At 36.6% G+C, this 19,525-nt stretch carries 16 protein-coding genes and 1 pseudogene; 9 read left to right on the top strand and 8 right to left on the bottom strand.

Translation table 11 applies throughout. From position 1 onward, the window contains the following. Positions 1–70: 70 nt before the first annotated feature. Positions 71–3,610, top strand: a complete 3,540-nt coding sequence (locus AB3219_RS02480; protein ID WP_263807502.1) for an S-layer family protein — start codon at positions 71–73, stop codon at positions 3,608–3,610. A 90-nt stretch (positions 3,611–3,700) separates the two neighbouring features. On the opposite strand, the gene AB3219_RS02475 is transcribed toward AB3219_RS02480, so the two are convergent. The 4 genes and pseudogenes from AB3219_RS02475 to AB3219_RS02460 all read right to left on the bottom strand — a co-directional run bounded on the left by AB3219_RS02475 (position 3,701) and on the right by AB3219_RS02460 (position 8,130). Further along, complete coding sequence (locus tag AB3219_RS02475; RefSeq protein WP_216753832.1) at positions 3,701–4,501, bottom strand: helix-turn-helix transcriptional regulator; 801 nt, start codon at positions 4,499–4,501, stop codon at positions 3,701–3,703. Between the two features lie 388 nt (positions 4,502–4,889). Continuing rightward, the gene (locus tag AB3219_RS02470; protein ID WP_216753833.1) at positions 4,890–5,540 is read right to left on the bottom strand and encodes a TetR/AcrR family transcriptional regulator; all 651 of its coding nucleotides are present in this window, start codon (positions 5,538–5,540) and stop codon (positions 4,890–4,892) included. Positions 5,541–5,597: 57 nt separating this feature from the next. Beyond that, the gene (locus AB3219_RS02465; protein WP_263807498.1) at positions 5,598–7,217 is read right to left on the bottom strand and encodes an ABC transporter permease; all 1,620 of its coding nucleotides are present in this window, start codon (positions 7,215–7,217) and stop codon (positions 5,598–5,600) included. Beyond that, positions 7,207–8,130 (bottom strand): annotated as a pseudogene (locus tag AB3219_RS02460) (ATP-binding cassette domain-containing protein). Before AB3219_RS02460 ends, AB3219_RS02465 begins: the two are co-directional and overlap by 11 nt. 239 nt (positions 8,131–8,369) lie before the next feature. Here AB3219_RS02460 and AB3219_RS02455 point away from each other — a divergent pair. Together AB3219_RS02455 and AB3219_RS02450 are read left to right on the top strand one after the other, a co-directional pair. Continuing rightward, positions 8,370–9,224 (top strand): hypothetical protein, encoded by an 855-nt coding sequence (locus AB3219_RS02455; protein WP_216753835.1) that lies wholly within the window; start codon positions 8,370–8,372, stop codon positions 9,222–9,224. Positions 9,225–9,384: 160 nt separating this feature from the next. Next, complete coding sequence (locus AB3219_RS02450; protein WP_260365765.1) at positions 9,385–10,350, top strand: DNA/RNA non-specific endonuclease; 966 nt, start codon at positions 9,385–9,387, stop codon at positions 10,348–10,350. Positions 10,351–10,409: 59 nt separating this feature from the next. Here the strand turns inward: AB3219_RS02450 and AB3219_RS02445 are convergent, their stop codons facing one another. Further along, a complete protein-coding gene (locus tag AB3219_RS02445) occupies positions 10,410–11,819 on the bottom strand; it encodes an MDR family MFS transporter (protein WP_216762579.1) in 1,410 nt (469 codons plus the stop codon). 129 nt (positions 11,820–11,948) lie between these two features. Between AB3219_RS02445 and AB3219_RS02440 the strand changes: the two genes are divergently transcribed. After that, complete coding sequence (locus tag AB3219_RS02440) at positions 11,949–12,539, top strand: TetR/AcrR family transcriptional regulator (protein WP_216762578.1); 591 nt, start codon at positions 11,949–11,951, stop codon at positions 12,537–12,539. 2 nt (positions 12,540–12,541) lie between these two features. Further along, the gene (locus tag AB3219_RS02435) at positions 12,542–12,895 is read left to right on the top strand and encodes an iron chaperone (RefSeq protein WP_216762577.1); all 354 of its coding nucleotides are present in this window, start codon (positions 12,542–12,544) and stop codon (positions 12,893–12,895) included. 72 nt (positions 12,896–12,967) lie between these two features. Here the strand turns inward: AB3219_RS02435 and AB3219_RS02430 are convergent, their stop codons facing one another. Genes AB3219_RS02430 through AB3219_RS02420 form a run of 3 tightly spaced genes read right to left on the bottom strand, consistent with a single transcriptional unit; the run spans position 12,968 to position 14,801 of the window. Then, positions 12,968–13,321 carry a hypothetical protein gene (locus AB3219_RS02430; RefSeq protein ID WP_216762576.1) on the bottom strand — a complete coding sequence of 118 codons (354 nt, stop codon included), beginning with the start codon at positions 13,319–13,321 and terminating at the stop codon, positions 12,968–12,970. Further along, on the bottom strand, positions 13,311–14,081 hold the full coding sequence (locus tag AB3219_RS02425) for an alpha/beta hydrolase family protein (protein WP_260365766.1): 771 nt from the start codon (positions 14,079–14,081) through the stop codon (positions 13,311–13,313). Before AB3219_RS02425 ends, AB3219_RS02430 begins: the two co-directional genes overlap by 11 nt. Positions 14,082–14,096: 15 nt before the next feature. Further along, the gene (locus AB3219_RS02420) at positions 14,097–14,801 is read right to left on the bottom strand and encodes a GntR family transcriptional regulator (RefSeq protein WP_260365767.1); all 705 of its coding nucleotides are present in this window, start codon (positions 14,799–14,801) and stop codon (positions 14,097–14,099) included. A gap of 278 nt (positions 14,802–15,079) precedes the next feature. On the opposite strand from AB3219_RS02420, the gene AB3219_RS02415 reads away from it, so the two are divergent. The 4 genes from AB3219_RS02415 to murQ are packed head-to-tail and all read left to right on the top strand — an operon-like array spanning position 15,080 to position 19,419. Continuing rightward, on the top strand, positions 15,080–16,432 hold the full coding sequence (locus tag AB3219_RS02415; RefSeq protein WP_253953519.1) for a PTS sugar transporter subunit IIC: 1,353 nt from the start codon (positions 15,080–15,082) through the stop codon (positions 16,430–16,432). Between the two features lie 27 nt (positions 16,433–16,459). Next, positions 16,460–17,548, top strand: coding sequence for a DUF871 domain-containing protein (locus AB3219_RS02410; RefSeq protein ID WP_260365768.1), 1,089 nt, complete (start codon positions 16,460–16,462; stop codon positions 17,546–17,548). Between the two features lie 58 nt (positions 17,549–17,606). Further along, positions 17,607–18,506 (top strand): BadF/BadG/BcrA/BcrD ATPase family protein, encoded by a 900-nt coding sequence (locus tag AB3219_RS02405; protein ID WP_216762572.1) that lies wholly within the window; start codon positions 17,607–17,609, stop codon positions 18,504–18,506. A 13-nt stretch (positions 18,507–18,519) separates the two neighbouring features. Beyond that, entirely contained in the window at positions 18,520–19,419 is a 900-nt protein-coding gene (gene murQ, locus AB3219_RS02400) for an N-acetylmuramic acid 6-phosphate etherase (protein ID WP_216762571.1), read from the top strand. Positions 19,420–19,525: the final 106 nt, after the last annotated feature.

The raw sequence follows: 19,525 nt of genomic DNA, 5'->3' as shown, positions 1-19,525 counted from the left end.
GCTCCTAAGCAAAGCCTGTATGTACTTGATTTCAGAAAAGCCCCACAATCATTAGACTTCTTGTCTAACAATTGTAGGGCACTTCACTTTAAGCTCGCCAACCATTACGTATGATGGCACGACCAAAGCTAGTGATGCCAGCGGATTAACCGCAACGGTGACACTAGCTGACGGTAGCACAAAACAGGTGGACCTAACTAGTGCAGATGTAACTTTATTAAGTCCGGATGGTACCAGCCAAGGCACATACACGTACATCTTAAGCTCCGCGGGACGAAAAGCAGTTCAAAACGAATTAGGCAGTAATTATGTTTTGAATGATGAAAAAGTTGGCACAATCACCATCGTACCGGCAGGGCTCGAAGCTACATTGAATGGAACTAAGTTTACGTATGACGGTGTTACAACGGCCAGCGAGGCAACTGGATTAACTGCGACAGTTAATGGTAAAAACGTTGATTTAGATAGCTCAGATATTACTATTACTAGTGACAATGATAGTAGTAACGCAGGTAGTTATACATTTACTTTGAATGCCACTGGATTAGCTAAAGTTCAAAATGCTGCTGGTGGTAACTACACAGTTAGTTTGGGGGCTGATGGCACAATTACCATTGATAAAGCGTCAGTCACAATCACCGCGCCAACAGTTTCCAAGACGTATGATGGTCAAGCCTATACAGGTGATTTGACAGCCAAAGTGGAAGGCAAACCAGCTAAGGGAACAGATGTAGTTTATAGTTTAACGGATGTTAGCAAGGATATTAATCAAGGAACCTATTCAATTGATGTGACTGCAACTGACGCTGATAATCCAAATTATGACATTACTGTTGCATCTGGAGGATTAACAATCACAAAAGCCACGACAACAGCTGATTTGAGCAACACTGGGTTCACGTATGATGGTACAACAGAAGCTAGTGATGCTGGATTAACTGCTACAGTTAATGGCACAACTGTTGCTTTAGATAGTTCAGATATTACCTTTACTAAAGGAAATGATAGTAGCAACGCAGGTAGCTATACATTTACTTTGAATGCCACTGGGTTAGCTAAAGTTCAAAATGCTGCCGGTGGTAACTACACGGTTAGTTTGGGAGCTGATGGCACGATTACCATCGATAAAGCGGCAGTCACAATTACCGCACCAACAGTTTCCAAGATATATGATGGAAGTCCATATAGTGGAGATATAACAGCCACAGTGGAAGGCAAACCAGCCAAGGGGGCAGATGTAGTCTATAGCTTAACGGATGTTAGCAAGGATATTAATGAAGGAACCTATTCGATTGATGTGACTGCAACGGATGCTGATAATCCCAACTACAAGATTTCGGTAGTAGCTGGAAGCTTGACCGTCACTGCCGCAAAGACTTCAGCAGATTTGAGCAATGCTAAGTTCACGTATGATGGCACCACTAAGGCTAGTGAAGCACCTGATCTAACTGCAACAGTTACTTTGTCAGATGGTAGTACACAAGTAGTTTCTATAGACAGCTCAGATATTGCTATTACTAATGACAGTGTGAACGCCGGTGAGTACACTTATAGTTTGAATGCTACCGGATTAGCTAAAGTTCAAGACGCAGTTGGCAAAGACTACACGGTCAGTCAAGGAAAAGTCGGCAAAGTTACCATCGATAAAGCGGCAGTTACAATTACCGCACCAACAGTTTCTAAGATGTATGATGGAAGTCTATATAGTGGAGATATAACAGCCACAGTGGAAGGCAAACCAACTGATGGAGCAGCGTTAGTTTATAGCTTAACGGATGTTAGTCAGGATGTTAATCAAGGAACTTATCCAATTGATGTGACTGCAACTGACGCTGATAATCCCAACTATGATATTACTGTTCAGTCTGGAAAACTAACAATTACGGCGGCACAACCGGCACTTAGTTTGAATCAAACTTCATTTACGTACGATGGTAAAACCAAAGCTAGTGAAGCTGCTGGGTTAGTTGCCACAGTGACATTAGTAGATGGCACCAAGACAACTGTTGATTTAGACAGTTCAGATGTGTCAATTGCAAATGACAGCGTAAATGTTGGTAATTATGTTTATACGTTAAGTGCTACTGGATTGACTAAAGTTCAAGCTGCTGTTGGTAATAACTATGCTGTGGATGACACAAACATTACTGGGTCGGTTGCGATTAAAGCTGCAACGGCTAATGTAAGTGTCAATAACGGTGAATTTACGTACGATGGTAGCACAAAAGCTAGTGAAGCCAAGAACTTAGTTGCCACAGTAACCTTGGAAAATGGCAACTCACAAACAGTTGATTTAACTAGTGACGATATTGATGTGGAAAACGACAGTACAAACGCAGGTAGTTACACTTATCAGTTAACAACTGCAGGTATTGACAAAATTCAAGCAGCAGTTGGCAACAACTATGTATTGAATGATACTAACGTAACTGGCAAAGTTATTATTGATAAGGCCAAAGTTACTATTACCGCACCAACAGTTTCTAAGACGTATGATGGCAAACCGTATAGTGATAATTTGACGGCAACTGTGAGTGGTCAACCAGTTGATGGTACGAATCTAGTTTATAGTTTGACAGACGTCAGCAAGGACATCGATCAAGGAACTTATCCAATTGATGTACTCACAAACGCAACTGATAATTCAAATTATGAAGTTGAAGTAGTTAATGGGAGCTTAACAATTGCCCCAGCTAAGGCAACGGTTAGCTTAAGCGGTAATGAAACCGAAACCTATACAGGTGCGCAACAACAACCAAAAGCTAGCTATTATCAAGTTACTTTACCAAATGGACAGTCCTACACATTAACCGATGATGATATTGCTTTGGTAAGTGGTGGTATTGAACCAGGAAGTTATCAAGTTCAATTAACGGATACTGGTAAACAAGCCATTCAACAAGCACTTGGAACTGATTATGAGGTAAGTTTCACTGGAGCTGGGACCTTTGTAATTTCATCAGCAGCAGCTAAAGACGTCACAACGAATAGTCAAACCATTCATTACGGTGATGCAACACCAGACTTTACAGTTACCTATGGAACTGGTTTAACGGCTGCATCTTTAACCAATGATGACTTTGTCTTCACTAATGCTAAAGGACAAACGATTACTGGTGTACCAACTGCGGTGGGTGTTTATAGTGTAACGCTAAACGCTGCTGGAATTGCTAAAGTTGAAGCAGCAAATCCAGACTATACCTTTACAAATGCTAACTTTATTGCAGGAACCTTCACAATTCTTAGTCAAAATAATCCTGGTAAGCCAGGTAATGGTGGTGAACCAGGCGGAACAACTAATCCGCCAACTGGGAATAAACCTGGGCAACCAACAAAACCAAGTCAACCAGAAAATTCTGGCAAGAATGAATCCAATTCAGTTTCAACAACGAAGTCAACTTCAGTGAATAACGGAAGTGTTAAATCAATTAGTTTAACTAATGCAAATCAAACCAGAACTGCACGTTATCACGCAAACAAATTACAGAATCAGAAACGATTACCACAGACGAGTGATAGTCAGGGCAATCCTTTGACGATTCTTGGTTTAAGTTTGATGGGGATGTTGCTTGGCCTGTTTGGAATTAGAAGAAAAAAAGATCGCTTTTAACTAGAAATAGTTAATGAACGCAAAATAAAAACCAACTTCAGATTTGAGTCTGAGGTTGGTTTTTATTATTTTAAGCTTACTAAATTTGTTTTAGTAACGTTGATTATTATCGATAATGACATCTTGAGTTGATGAAGTTCGTTTACGTTGATTTTGTAAACGGTACTGTTTTGGTGTTGTTTCAGAGAACTTCTTAAAATGCTTAATGTAATTACTAGAATCATAGTAATTCAGCATGCTAGCAATTTCATTCAATGGCAAATCTGTGTGCAATAACAATTTTTTAGATTCATCAACACGTTGTTTATCAATGTAGCTTTGAATTGACAGACCCATGGTGTGGGTAAATAAGCGTGAAACGTATTGATAGGATAAATGTAAGTACTCCGCAATTTTGATAGGTTGCATTTTATCATATAAATGCATATTTACGTAGTACGTAATTTGATAAACTTGCTTTGGCACTGTATCTGTAGAAGTAATCTGATCCTCAGGAGATTGTAAGTCAAAGAAGTCTTTACAAATTAATTTCAAGATCTTTTGAAATGCTTCCGGATCTTCTGGTTTTTCAGGTGTTAGCCAATCTATATAAGCTTCGCGTAACTGAACAAAATTAGTCGCATTAAAATGATTTGCTAATCCAGTCATAGTAAAGTCACTCACGATATTGATTAAACTCCGGTGAAGTTCTTCGTGGGTAGCGTTTTTAATGAGTTCCGTGTGACGTTCAAAAAATAAGGTTAATTCGCGGTCGGCACGATGATGATCTCTTTTTTCAAAATTAAAGATTAAATTATATTCTAGAAATGAAAAACGAAGTAAGTAATTTGATTTTTTTGAATCAAGCTTATGTCGTGCGAAGTTCAGTTGATCATAGTCGTAATAAAACATAGTCCATTTTTCCTCCAAATATTTTGCGTTTAAGCATACTAATTAACACTAAAAGAGCACAAATAAAATAATACCACAAATTTCTGCTATTTTTTAAAAAATTTCATATTTATAGACATTTGTAAGATTTTTGCTTACAATAATGAACATTTTCACAACAACAATTAATCTTTTCTATAAATTAGAAATAAAAAAAGTGTTTAGAAAATCATGGTAATTAAAGAAAGCGTTCACTTTTATTCAACAACTGTTATTATACTATTTTTTTAGTATATTTAAAGCATTTTACTCAAGAAATTATGCTAAATTAAATGATCGTAATAAAAACTAAAACAAATTTAAAAAAAGAGCATTGATTTTGAAATCAATGTCCTTTTTTAGGTTTTGATTAAGCTGTCAAAAATCCGTGTTCTAAGATATCCATATATTGACGAACATGGTTAATAATTTCATCAAAGTCGGTTAAATCTGCATCAGGGTGCTGTTTCATAAATGCCTTTGTTTCCAAACCAACTTGGTTGAAAACTGCCACCATTAAATTTTGAATTGTTTGACGATCAATATCAGAACGAACGGGAAGCCGGTTGAGCACCGGTTCCACTAATGTGTTTAGGTTATCATTAGTTTCATTAGCATAGAATTTTGCTGCCTTTTGTCGCAAAGCAGCGGGGGCATCACCAACCCCAGCGTAAGCATCCAACAAAATTTTGAATTCGTCTGGAAATTGTAATTGCAGCTGAATCTTATATTTGGTTGCATTCACAATCATTTCGTCTAAATCATGAGCATTCTGCCAAACGCTGTAGTCAGCAACGTTAGTAATATGTTCAGTTGCAAACTTGATGGTGGCCAGGTACAACTGGACTTTGTTGCCATAGTAACGAAAAATGATGCCTTTGGAAACGTTGGCTTGTTTGGCGATGTTGTCCGTCTTGGTACCCTGATAACCATGATGGGCAAATTCGGTTAAGGACACACTCATAATTCGTTCAACTTTTTGAGGATCCATTGGGACTTTTTTTGATTCCTTTACGGGCATGAAAGTAATGACCTCCTTTTGATTTTTGTATCTGAAAATTGAGAGGGAAAAGTAACTTTAATTTTCTTTCAAATCTCGTCGTTTGTAACCTACAAAACCAATCACAAACAAAATAACAGCCACACCAAGTAAAATCCAGACCTGTGACCAATCTACAGCTTTCACGGGAACCTGATTAATCCAACCATAAGGGGTAAGGTTTTCAGCCCAGTTTGGTAAATTCAATAAATTGCCAAAGTAGAGGCTAATCAATCCGTAAACGGGTAATGCCCAGATAACAGTCTGGAAACGTGGCAACCAACCGATAATCACAATACTAATTCCTAACGTGACATAAAGTGCTGGTAGATAGCCAATAAAGCCACGGAATAAGCGGGCAAACGAGAGCGGATTATCCATAACAGAATTATTGGCTAACCAAAGGCCAAAAACGGCAGCAAACATGGAAAGGGTACCGATAATTAGAGCAACAGCAACGTAACTGCTAAAAATATGACCACGTGAAATGGCTTTAGCATGAATTTGTTCTAACCAGCCTTTACGTTCATCACCATTGATTCTGAGCAGTGTTTGCATACTAGGTACAATTACTAAAACGGCAAAAACAATCATTAATAGAGTTGCGAACTTTAAGACAATTGCACGATTAGCAGCATCCACAGCTGTCGCACCCATTAGTTTGCCCATTAATGGATTAGTTTTCATGATATCACCAACAGTACCAAAAATGGAACCGTAGGAAATGCCTAACACAATGACCGCAAGAACCCACACAATCAAGCTGAGTCGATCGAGACGCATAACTAAACTAAATGGTCCGGTTAAAAAGACAGAAGCGCGTTTACGACCACCGCGGGTTGCAAGCAAACCGGCATCAACATCACGATGGCGACTAGCATAAAAAGTTAATAGTAATAAAACGACGGTTAAAGCCGCTATGAGCAAGATGGGGCTCCAATTATTTTCGTGGTAAATCGATAGTTTTTTAACCCAACCAAATGGTGACCACCAAGTCAAATCAGCGTTTTGCACGTCCGTAATCATGCGGACAAGGTAAGTGACGCCTAAAAACAAGTAACTTAACATGGTTGCACCACGAGGATTATCGCTAATTTGGGCCATCAGTAAAGCGGCACTTCCAAACATAAATCCAACGGTTACTAAACCGGCACCAATCAGCAGATTTCCGGTGACTGTCATGCCGTGCATGCCAGATATCTGTAAACCACCGAAATAAAACAAGCCCATTAGTAGATTAATTAAAAATAATTCGATGGTGGCAGCAAGTAAAGGACTTTGTTTGCCGATTGCATGTGCGCGAAGCAGTTCCAACATCCCATTACTTTCCTCACCACGGGTATTACGAACGGCAAAGTAAATATTCATAACTGCCATAAATAATGCCATGAAGACCATCATTTCACTAGCGAAGATATCGGCCGTTGTATAAGGTGCCTTAGCTACAAAGGTACCAAACAAAGAGACCATTGCTGGCATTTTGAGTGTGGTGACGATGCTTGAAATTGAATCTTTTGAACCATAAAGATCATTAAATTTAAAAGCAACTGAGGCCATTAAGCCACCCAGAATAACCAGCCAAACAAGAATAACAAACCAGTCACGGCGTAAGTTAAAACGGGTTAAAAAACCGCTTTGTTGGTACGAACTATGCTTCATCTTGGCCATCTCCCTTGCTATCTTTTTGGTAGTAACGTAAGAAGAGATCTTCTAGAGTTGGTGGTGTACTTTGTAAACCAATAATTTCCAAACCAGCGAGTGTTTGCATTACCTTATCCATTTTATCAGAGTCGACACTAAAGCTTGCCTTGTTAGGTGTGTCGTCAGATCGCTTGAAATTGTGAACATCGTCAGTTCCAGACAAGTCTGGTAAAGTCTGGCGAGTTTGAACGGTTACCATGGTTCGTGTTAAATGACGCATTTCATCTAATGTTCCTGTTTCGATAATGCGTCCCTCACGGACAATGCCAATTCGATCACACATTCGTTCAACTTCTGAGAGAATATGACTGGATAAAAGAATGCTTTTACCTTGCGATTTCAATGCTAAAACATTTTTTTGAAAAATCTCTTCATTCAAAGGATCTAACCCTGAGGTTGGTTCATCAAAAATATACAAATCAGCGTCAGTTGAAAAGGCCGCAATTAAAGCTACTTTTTGACGATTTCCTTTTGAATAGGTACGTGCCTTTTTTGACGGATCTAGTTCAAACTGTTTAATGAGTTCATCCGTATGAGTTGCGTGTTTTTGATGGTTTAGTTTCAAAAACAGATCAATAATTTCGCCACCAGTTAAATTGGGCCAAAGATAAACATCACCTGGGACGTAGGCCAACCGTTCGTGAATACTAACCGCATCTTTCTACACGTCCTTGCCAAAAATAGTGGCCGAACCACCTGATGCGCGTAAGATTCCTAATAACGTTCGAATGGTAGTTGATTTACCGGCACCATTTGGTCCAATAAAACCAAAGACCTCTCCTTTTTGGACATCAAAGGTAATATCTTTTAATGCCTCGAATTTACCAAATTTTTTTTGTAAATGATTAATTGAAAGTACTGTTTCAGCCATAATGCTGACCCCCTTATGATTTTTAACCACAAATAGTTTATGAAATTAATCGCGATAAAATGTTGCCCTGATTAATTGGTAAACAGAGTATAAATCTTATTGACTTGTAAGTCAATGACTGTGCAGTCAATATGAAAACTATTTTTTAAGAACTGGTTAAAGTGGCGGTGTTTAGATATTTTTTTAAAAAATAAGCATAAAATTAAGTTAGTAAAATTTGAATTCGGGGGAGTAATTCAATGTTACATAAAACGATAAAAATTGTTCTAATTACATTGGGTATTTGTGTGGGGATCTTGGTGTTGTTATATGGTGCAATGATAATAATAACTTTACCAACCTATCAGCAAAGAAATGAAGTTCGATATGCGAAAAAAGCAATAAAAAGTAACAAAATTAAACGGGCTGTAAGACAGGAAATGAACTTAATTTCTCCTAATTTACAATATCGATATGAGGCTAAAAAAGATGATTTGTTTGATGATTTTGACCAAATCGAAGATCCCACGATAACAACGACGGTCTTATTATTGGGAAATCCAACCGTTAAAATTCATCCAGTTTTTGATGTGGTAACAGTACATCATAAAATTCACCTTCAGGCTGAAGATATAACTAAAAATAAGGTTGATAATTCAGATTTAGATATTAAAATGTTAACGAAATTATGGCATAAGTGTTATTTAGACGCTAGTTTTAGGTCATTTAAAACGAATCATGCCAAAGTTAGTTTTACGACAGAATTTGATAATTTGAATCATTCAGTAACAGGCGATTATCTACATGGAAATTTTGGCTCAATGAAACCAAATTTTATTCAACGAGCAAAAAGATATTATTTTTGGAGAATTAATCGTCATGAAAATTCGGATGATCCGGCATTGAGCGTTGATGCAAATATGAATAATGACCGGTTACATTGGACTAGAAAACGAAAAATGGTCATATTAAAAATGATCTATCAAAAAAATCATTTGCCAGAAAATGTCGTGTTTGCGATTAGTTTTGAAAAGAATAATGCTGAAGTTGCAAACGGAACGGTTGTTAAAGGTGATCATGGAAAATTAATTTATTGGCAAGCTAAAAATGATTAAGCGTTGGGTGTACGAGAAAATGATTACTTTTCTTGTACACCCAATTTTTTATTTATTCTCTCATAAAATAGCGGTAACATTAAAAAGGTTACTTATACGCAAAAAGTGACCAAATATTTTTTTATTTACCATTCGCGGTGGTAAAGATTAGGGGAGAACTATGAAAAAAATTTCAAAACTAGTAATCTTGGTGATTGCGACGTTTACTTTAGCTTTCAACGTTCAACAATTGCCAAGCAATACGCAAACTGCGCAAGCAACTACATATGTGTATGTGACACGCACTGGTAAACATTACTTCTACAAACGGCATGACCGGGGGTTAAATCGTGCCAAAAAAGTTTACAAAGTAAGTTTAACAACTGCTAAAAAACGAGGATTGACCTTATCGGCCACTGAAAAAGCACCGAAGAAAAAGGCTGTTCATAAAAAGAAAGTCGTGCATAAGAAGAAAAAGGTCGTTCGAAAAAAGAAGACTGTCCACAAGAAAAAAGTCGTTCATAAAGTTGTGAAGAAAGTTACGGCCAAGAAGGCTAAGTCGGTTAGTACGTCCAAGTTGAGTACACTAAAGTACCACGGTACTCAAACGGTGATTATTAATAAAAACCGACCTAGTTTTTCAAAAGCAACCTTATCAACCAAAAAGGGAGCTTGGCAGAAATATAGTAACCTAGATACTGAAAATCGAGCGACCGATGCGAATGCGATGCTTAATAAGCGATTAATGCCGAAAAAAGCTAGGGCAGCTTTATACGTTGATCCAACCGGTTGGCATAATAAAAAGCTTAAGTCTGGTTGGCTGTATAATCGTTGTCACCTAATTGGTTACCAATTAACCGGTCAGAACAATAACTGGAAGAATTTAATCACGGGAACCCGTTCATTAAATGATCCGCAGATGACAAAATATGAAAATGAAACTGCGAAGTATTTGCGTCAAAGCACTAGACACTATGTGCGTTATGAAGTAAAACCGATTTATCAAGGCAGTGACTTGTTGTCAAATGGGGTTGAGATGCGGGCCCAATCAATTGGTTCAAACTCAATCAGATTTAACGTTTATATTTTTAATGTGCAAAAAGGTGTTAAATTAAATTATAAGAATGGAACTAGCAAAATTAGTTAAGCGCTAAAAAACGACTAAACTCATGAAATTTGCGTATTCGTGAGTTTAGTCGTTTTTGTTTACACTTTTTTGTGACGTTTAACACTTAATAACCAGGCAGGAATTAAGGCAATCAAAGTAATGACGATCGACCAAGCAAACGCGGTATTATAGGCACCAGCTAAATGGGCAATGGTTGGTGTTTGCCCGGTCATTTGGTGCGTCATGACTGTAGCCAAAATGGCGCTTCCAAATGCGCTACCAATATTTTGGAACATTCGGGTAGCGCTAGTGGCTTCTGGAATTTGTTGCGGTTTTAAACCAGTGTATGAATCTGACATAATCGGAATGGTAAAGGCACCTACTCCAGTTCCCCGAATTAATAAACAGCCAAGTAGCAACCACTTATTCGTGTCTGCACCAGCAAACGCAAACGGTAATGTACTGATTGCAGCAATTAGAATTCCCGTGATGACAACCCAACGAGCGCCAATGTGATCGGTAATTTTACCAACTTGAGTTCGTGTTAAAAGCATCCCGATGCCTTGAGGAATTAAGTAGATACCAGCCCAAATTACACTCAAACCCTTAATATTTTGAAAATAAAGGGGTAACAAAAACATGGCACCATTTAGTGTGATTCCCGACATCAACAAAAGAATCGAAGCTGCTGAAAATGTCTTGGTTTTAAACAGGTTCAAACTGACTAACGCGTGTTTAGGAAACACAAGCGCGTAGGCAATGTAGAGAATTAAACAACTGATGCCAATCCCTAATGGCCAGAGAACGGAACTTTGCCAAAACTTAGTTGAATCACTGAATTTGGTGATTGCCAGAATTAATCCCGTGAAAATCCCGGTAAAAAGGGCGATACTAGGTACATCAAGTCGTTTACCTTTTCGATTAGGCGTAAATTTAGGTAACCAAATTGTGAGAATTACTAACGAAATTAACACAATTGGAATATTAATATAAAAAATCCAGTGCCAATTTAGTTGATCAATGATGAGACCACCAATTGTCGGACCTAAAATGGGCATTAGTACCATTGGTAAACCGACGACAGACATCAAATAACCTAGATTTTTACCTTCAGCAGCACGAACGACTAGGGTTGAAATTGTAGGGATGATAATTCCCGATGCAGCTCCTTGAATCACACGGCCGATAATGAGCATCGTAATGGTCGATGATAGACCGGAAATGACAGAACCCACGAAAAAGCCAACTAACGCCCAGAGATAGAGTTGCTTACCGGTAATCCAATCGATGGCCCATCCGGCAATGGGAACCACGATGCCCATTGCTAAAACATAACTGGTGACAACCCATTGCATACTATTTACGGAAGTGTGAAGACTTTGTGTAATTGAATTGACCGCAATATTTGCCATTGTGGAATCAAGCATGGGTGCAAGGGCACCAACAATTAAAATGGCACAGGTTGCAACGATGCTGCTTTTTTTAGGTGCAATAGTTTGTGATTGCATATTTTTCCCTCTTTAGTTGAATTATAAAATAACGTTTTTAATAACTTTCAAAATAAGATACTCGCGTATCTACAATTGAGAATGATATAATAGATTTAAAATAAAAGCAAGAGAATTAGGTGAAAAATAATGACAATTAAAAAAACGCCCCGTCGACGTGGTAAAGAACTTGAAAATGCCTTATTAACGGCTGCCTGGGAAGAGTTTCAAGAGAAAGGCTATAATAAAATGACCATGGAAGGAATTGCAGCGCGTGCTCACACAACGAAGACAGTTTTATATCGACGTTGGCCAAAAAAGTCAGTTGTTTTAATTATGGCATTCAGAAAATTTGGCCCCGAAATTAGAATGGAACCTACGGACACAGGGTCACTTCGTCAGGATTTGTTTAATTTGTTGAGTGGTCCAATTAAAGGATTTAAAGTGTTAGGCGAAGAAACGATTCGCGGTTTGGTTGCCGAACAAATTGGTGACCATATTAGCGACTTGTTTGAAGGTATGATGACCCCCGAAAGTAATTTTAGAAAACGAATTTTGGTTATTTTAAAACAGGCTGAGAAGCGCGGTGAAGTTAACTTAAGCCAACTGAGTGATCGGGCAATTGCTTTACCAATCTTGATGTATATTGATGAAGTTTTGACGACCGGTTTTTTGACAGATGAGAGCTTAAAAGAAATTATTGATGATATTTTGATTCCGGTTTTAACCAAAGGGGAATAATGATGAAAAAATATGTGAATGTGTCTGAATACATGGTGAATCTACCTCAAATGCAGCAAGAGGTCATTCAAATTATGCGTGAATTGGTAGCAGATGCAGCCCCAGAAGCTCAAGAAACGTTTTCGTATAACATGCCAGCAATTAAACAGAATGGGAAAGTTCTTGTGTATTTTGCAGCTACGCAAAAACATCTTGGCTTTTATCCAACCGCTGATCCAATTGTGCATTTTGCTGATCAATTAAAAGAGTTTCATACTTCTAAAGGGACAATTCAAATTCCTTATGATAAACCGTTGCCAGTGAAACTAATTCGTGAGATTGTGGCGTTTAGGGTGAAGCAAGTTACTGAAAAATAGAAAACTAGTTCTAAAATTAAACTAAAATTTTAGAACTAGTTTTTTGTAAGGACCTATATAATTTCAGTATCTTTATCGAATTAGAAATTGGCATAAAACGGCCAAAAATCCAATCAAATCTACTCCCCAACTTGCCCAAACATAGTAATTTTCGATTGATCTAACCTGATTATTCTCGATGTGTTTATAATTACGTTCACGAATTCGATTAATTTTTATAAAAAACCAGCAAACTAACCAGGCAATGATACAAAACATTGGAAAAACAAAAATATTATTTTTGGCTCCTACCTGTTGCATCCCACTTACACTTGAAGGCACAAAAATTTTGTTTGGTAAAAACGGATAAATAATTAGTGCCAGAATGAGTGGAGAAAACGCAAAGATACTATTTAGAATTGTTGTTTTAATACTATTAGTTTTCATGTTTAATCTCCTTAATGGGTAACCATTTCATAATTTCGTGTAATTGAGGACGCCAAAGGTTCCAATCGTGAGCACCTTCTCCTGTGGACCATTTATAATTTTCTTGAAATTCTTTTTGAAATAAAGGAACGAAGGACTTATTTTGATTTAATAAAAAATCATGCGTGCCAGAGGACGTAAATACAGATAATGGAGACCTAGATTTTGAACTGTATTGAGACAATAACCATTTTATAGATATTGGTCCATCTGAAAGATTTTGATCTGAAAAAATTCCAAGAAATTCTTTTTTTGAAAGTAAGTGACGACTTCTGAAATCTTTGAGATCAAGAACTGGGGACATGGCTGCAACAGCTGCAAATTTTTCTGGATGAGTCAATGCCCATTTTAGAGCGCCGTAACCGCCCATTGATGCTCCACATACAAAGCTTTGCTGTTTTAAAGATGATATTGGAAAAGTACAGTACATTTTGTTATATAGTTCGTCGGTTAGATAACTCCAATAATTTTCTCCAAAACTCATATCGGTGTAAAAACTACGTTGTACATCTGGCATAACAACAGCTAATTTATATTCATTTGCATATTCTTCAATTTTTGTTCTTCTTACCCATACAGAATTATCTCCACCTAAGCCATGTAAAAGCCACATTACGGGAAACTTTGATGTGCTTAATTTCTCAGTATCTGGAATGATAACCGTTGTATTTGTAATCTTTTGCAATGTTTTAGAAAAATAAGAAACTGTATTAATGCTCAATTTAGTGACCTCGATTTATGCATTTGCGCTGACAATATGCAATCCAAAATATTTTGGAAGTTGATAACTATCGGTATATTCAAGAACTTTATTGTCCTTTTTAACCCACCGTTCTTCACGGATGAGTAAATCGGTAGAAGACAGGTTTAAAAGTTTGCTGATTTTTGTTGTTGGTGCGGTAGTGACAATGTAATTTTGAACAAATTGTTGTTTATACATATCTATTTGAGAATGTTCTTTAATAAGTTCATAAACAGAATTGACATGAATTGAGTTTTCAATAGCTTCTGCAGAAAGCAAACTTTGATCAAACCAAGATTTTGAGTATTGAAAGGGTTCATCGACTTCACGAATTCTCTCGATTGACCATACATAATCTTTATAGTTTTTACCATAAATGGATGGCACTTTATCTGTTAGATGTGCATCAAGTATTTTAACTGTCTCTTGGGTAATATCATATGGATGGGTATCGGTAATTCGAACAGACGTACTTAAATTAAATTTAGAAACAAACGTACCTTTTCCTTGAATGCGTGTTATATATTTTTTTTCTGCCAATTGATTTAATACTCTTACAGCAGTTGTTGAACTAACGTGATACCTTTTTTTTATATCACTTTCGCTATAAAAAGGATCGTTCTTTTTAAATTTTGAAGAATTTAATTCAGTTTCAAGTGCTTGAATAATAGTTAGGTATTTGGGCTCTTTTTTTTGCATTTTTTTGTTGTCCCCTTTTCTAAAAGTGTTAAGGTGTTAACCCTAAAAATCTATATTTAAATTATCACACATTACTGTATAAATAGCAATGTTTACGTTTACATTGATTAAAAAATGTGATATTCTTTTCGTGAACAAAGATAACACATTAAGTTAAGGGGGAAGAACAATTTTATTGTTTTATTTATTGAAAAATGAGAAAAGCTATTATTTAAAAATAAAATGTGTTGCTTTGATTCTGACTTATTACACAGAATTTATTTAGGAGATGAATACAAATGTTAAAGTCACACATTAACACTGATAAAATTGTTTCGGTAATGGGTAGAATTGCTGGAAATCGTTATTTGGTAGCAATCAAAAATGGTATGGCGGTTATTATTCCTGTTGCAATTGTTGGTTCGTTTTTCACAATTGCAACTCAGTTACCAATTACTGCTTGGACAAATTTTATTAAACCGTATGCTGCAGGTTTAGCGATTCCGGTGAATTTCTCAATTGGATTTATGTCAGTTTATGCCTGCTTTGCAATTGCAGCGAATTTAGCGGAAAGCTATGAATTCGATAAAGTTTCAACAGGAGTTGTTGCTTTAATGACGTATCTGATTTTGGCCATTAAACCAGGAACACTGACGGCGCAAGCAGCAAAGCTTTCTAATATGGCGGTCGGAACAGTTCTTCCAACAACAAACTTTGGAGCTGCTGGACTTTTTACGGCTATGTTGGCAGCAATAATCACTGCGGATGTTATTAGATGGTGTCGTAAAAAGAATTTAGTTATTAAGTTACCTGATGGTGTTCCACCCGCAGTTATTAATTCTTTTGCGGCATTAATTCCATCTGTTTTCTTAATTGGTGGTGCTTGGATCATAAGAGTTGGACTACATTTTGATGTAAATGCTGGTTTGCAATGGATCTTCTCACCATTAGCCTACTTTGGTAAAGATAATCTTGCTTCTGTAATTGTTCCAATTTTACTTGTTAATATTGTTTGGTTATTTGGTATTCATGGAGCTGCTTTAGCAACACCTATTTTTTGGCCCCTCTGGTATCCAAATTTGAACGCTAATATGGCAGCAATTGCTAAGGGCGCTACAGCTGCAAATGCACCACATTACATGACGGAACAATTCTTCCAGTGGTTTGTTTACGTTGGTGGTGCTGGGGCAACATTAGCGTTGTGTATTTTGTTAGCCTTTTTTGCAAAATCTTCTTTTGGTCGAACTCTTGGCAAAGCCACCATTATTCCTGGTATTTTTAATATTAATGAACCAGTAATCTTTGGTGTTCCAATTGTAATGAACCCCTTCTTTGCAATTCCATTTGTACTTGCACCATTGAGTATGGGAATTCTGACATGGCTAGCTACTGTACTACATTTGGTTAACCGCACTATTGCACTTGTTCCATGGACACTTCCAGGACCTATTGGTGCATACATGGCAACTGGATTTGATTGGCGAGCAGCAATTCTATGTACAATCAATTTAATAATGGCTATTGCTATTTACTGGCCATTCTTTAAAGCTTGGGATAATGATCAATTACGTAAAGAGCAATTAGCTGCAAAAAAAGATGCCGAGAAAGAAAAAGCAAAAATCAATACTAATACTGTAGTTGAAGATCTGTAATTATTTGTTAATGACGGGAGAAGCGATATGTTAGGAATATCAATTTATCCAACCAAGAGTGATTTTAAAACTAGTGTTGAATATATCAAGTTGGCTCATAAGTATGGATTTAAAAGAATTTTTGCAAGCTTATTAGATGTAACCGAAGAAAATAAAAAAGAACTTTTAAATCTATTTCGAAAAGTTTTTACAGTGGCACATGAATTAGATATGTATATTACCATTGATGCAAATCCAAGAGTGTTTGGAATACTTGGCGTTGATTATCAGCATTTAAACTTGTTTAAGGATATTGGTGCTGATGCTATCCGATTAGATGCCAATTTTGATGGACTAACCGAATCTTTAATTAGTTATGGAGACTCTGGATTGGATATTGAACTTAATATTAGTTCGGATGCAGGAAATATTGAAAATATTTTATCTTATGCTCCAAATAAGAAGAAAATACTTGGTTGTCACAATTTTTATCCGCAACCGTATACAGGTTTGGATACTGAGTTTTTTACAAAATGTACAAAAAAATATAAAAAATTAGGTCTTCATACTGCGGCATTTGTTTCGTCACAAGTTGCAAAGCTTGGTCCTCACCCATTCAATAGTGGGTTACCAACACTTGAAATGCATCGTCATTTGCCAATTGAAGTTCAAGCAAAGCACTTGTTTGCAACTAGACTAATTGATGACGTTATCATTGGTAATGAATTTGCAAGTGAGGATGAATTAAAAAAGCTTTCATTAATTAATGAAGAACAACTGACTTTAAATATTGAGTTTGTATCGGGTGTTACCGAGATTGAACGTAAAATTATTTTAAACTATTTGCATTTTAATCGCGGGGACATTAACAGTTACAGTATTCGTTCTACGTATGTAAAACTGAAGTTCAAAGATAAAAGTATTCCTAAGGGCAATACTCCTGAACAACTTCATCCTGGTGATGTCGTTATTGGTAATGATTCTTTTGGTCAATATAAAGGTGAGGTTAATATTGTAAAAAAAGCGATCCCAAATATTGATCAACATAAAAATGTTATTGGCAGAATTGTGCCACGAGAACTGTTTTTAATTGATTATATCAAGCCATGGACTAAATTTAGATTTCAAGAACAGTAGTCAATTTGGAAATATCAATATTGATATTTCCATACATAGACAAAGGAAGCGAAGCATTATGGAAAAAGAATACGTGATTGGTGTTGATTGTGGTGGGACACATTCCGAAGGTTATGTATATGATTTAAGCGGTAAAGAACTTTATCATTTTCATGGAGGACAGGCCAATTTGATCGCAAATGCCAGTCAAGCGTTTAAAAATGTTTCTCAAATTCTCTGTCAAATTTTTAAAAGTGTTAAAAAAGAAAATTGTAAGTTAATTTTGATTGGGTTTGCGGGGTTAGGTATTTTTGGTCAACAAGAAAGAATAATTAAGAAATTATATCTTGAAAATATGAATGTTCATCTAGTAAGTGATGCCGACATTGCTTTGATTAATGTGTTACGTGGTCAAGATGGGTTACTTGTCATTGCAGGAACCGGTTCGGTGGTCTTGGGACAACGTAAAACACATAAAATTCGAATAGGTGGATGGGGACATTTACTTGGGGATGAAGGAGGAGGATACTATCTTGGAAGGCAAGCTTTTAAACAAGTGACTAACGAGTACGATAATGGAAAGCTATCTCAATTTTCCCTTAACTTTATGAAGCATTTGAAAGAAAAGGACGTATTTTCTGTTGTTAGTAATTTTTACTCCAAAAATAAGAGTGAAGTTGGACAACAAGCATTATTTATAGCCCAATGTGCAAAACATGGCGATCCGATTGCGCAACAACTCATTAAAAATGCAGCGATCAGGCTTTCAGAACAAATTAATTTAGGGATATCCAGACTTAATGTACAAGGAACAATACAAATTGGCCTTTCGGGTTCTCTTATTGAAAAAAATGAATTATATGCTGCGACGTTAAAGCAACAAATTAAAGCAACACATGATAATGTACGTTTTGTGAGAGCTGTAAATGGTCAAAATAATGCGAAGGCAGCATTCTATGTGTACCAAAACAAATTGTAGGAGGCTCATTCATATGGATGAGATAAAAAATTTAACAACAGAAAAACGTAATCCTAAAACGATGAAACTAGATGAAATGACAGTTCATCAGGTTTTGGAGGTTATGAATGAGGAAGATCAAAAGGTAAGTCAAAGTGTTGCAAAAGCATTAAATCAAATTGAAGACGTAATTAGTCTTATTGTAGATTCGTTTCAAAATAACGGACGACTTATATATATAGGTGCAGGTACCAGTGGACGACTTGGTGTTCTTGACGCTTCAGAGTGTGTGCCAACTTTTGGGACAGATCCTAAAATGGTACAGGGTCTAATTGCGGGCGGAAAAAAAGCAATGACAATGGCGGTTGAAGGTGCAGAAGATTCTGAAGAACTTGCACATAGAGATATTCAAAATCTTAAGTTACAACCGTCAGATATTGTGATTGGATTAGCAGCTAGTGGAAGAACACCGTATGTTATTGCAGGCTTGAAGCAAGCACACAAATTAGGTGCAAAAACGGCTAGTTTAGCATGCAATATTAATGCTGAAATTAGTAAATTTGCAGATAAGAGTATTGAAGTGGATGTTGGACCGGAAATACTTTCTGGGTCCACGCGACTTAAGGCCGGAACAGCTGAAAAACTAATTTTAAACATGCTTTCAACTATTTCAATGGTTAAAATTGGCAAAACTTATGGTAATTTAATGGTAGACGTGAAATCAACAAATGAAAAACTTAAAGTTCGTGCTAGACACATGATTGCACTTGCAACTGGTATTGATGAGGGGCAAGCAAGTAAGTATTTTGAATTGGCAGGTCATAATAGTAAAGTGGCAATTGTGATGTGTCTGGGAAATTATTCAGCTGAGAAAGCCCGTCAACGACTTAATGATGCAAATGGGTTCGTGCGTGATGCTATTAAAAATGATTGATACGTTAAAAAATGACGATATTGAAACTATAATCTAAGACAAAATTTTTTCATAAAAGCTTTCCATGTTATTCGTTAGAGTGTACTAAGTTATCTAACCATTGTGG

The organism is Pediococcus ethanolidurans, from assembly GCF_964062635.1.
Lineage (GTDB): Bacteria > Bacillota > Bacilli > Lactobacillales > Lactobacillaceae > Pediococcus > Pediococcus ethanolidurans.
Note: the sequence above shows the minus strand (reverse complement) of the source record. Positions and strands in the feature narration are given on the sequence as shown.

Coding starts and splice junctions, on each gene's coding strand:
- AB3219_RS02405 (WP_216762572.1), top strand. CDS start 17,607: ATGGAAAAAGAATACGTGATTGGTGTTGATTGTGGTGGGACACATTCC.
- AB3219_RS02455 (WP_216753835.1), top strand. CDS start 8,370: ATGTTACATAAAACGATAAAAATTGTTCTAATTACATTGGGTATTTGT.
- murQ (WP_216762571.1), top strand. CDS start 18,520: ATGGATGAGATAAAAAATTTAACAACAGAAAAACGTAATCCTAAAACG.
- AB3219_RS02440 (WP_216762578.1), top strand. CDS start 11,949: ATGACAATTAAAAAAACGCCCCGTCGACGTGGTAAAGAACTTGAAAAT.
- AB3219_RS02465 (WP_263807498.1), bottom strand. CDS start 7,217: ATGAAGCATAGTTCGTACCAACAAAGCGGTTTTTTAACCCGTTTTAAC.
- AB3219_RS02475 (WP_216753832.1), bottom strand. CDS start 4,501: ATGTTTTATTACGACTATGATCAACTGAACTTCGCACGACATAAGCTT.
- AB3219_RS02420 (WP_260365767.1), bottom strand. CDS start 14,801: ATGCAAAAAAAAGAGCCCAAATACCTAACTATTATTCAAGCACTTGAA.
- AB3219_RS02445 (WP_216762579.1), bottom strand. CDS start 11,819: ATGCAATCACAAACTATTGCACCTAAAAAAAGCAGCATCGTTGCAACC.
- AB3219_RS02415 (WP_253953519.1), top strand. CDS start 15,080: ATGTTAAAGTCACACATTAACACTGATAAAATTGTTTCGGTAATGGGT.
- AB3219_RS02470 (WP_216753833.1), bottom strand. CDS start 5,540: ATGCCCGTAAAGGAATCAAAAAAAGTCCCAATGGATCCTCAAAAAGTT.
- AB3219_RS02410 (WP_260365768.1), top strand. CDS start 16,460: ATGTTAGGAATATCAATTTATCCAACCAAGAGTGATTTTAAAACTAGT.
- AB3219_RS02435 (WP_216762577.1), top strand. CDS start 12,542: ATGAAAAAATATGTGAATGTGTCTGAATACATGGTGAATCTACCTCAA.
- AB3219_RS02430 (WP_216762576.1), bottom strand. CDS start 13,321: ATGAAAACTAATAGTATTAAAACAACAATTCTAAATAGTATCTTTGCG.
- AB3219_RS02450 (WP_260365765.1), top strand. CDS start 9,385: ATGAAAAAAATTTCAAAACTAGTAATCTTGGTGATTGCGACGTTTACT.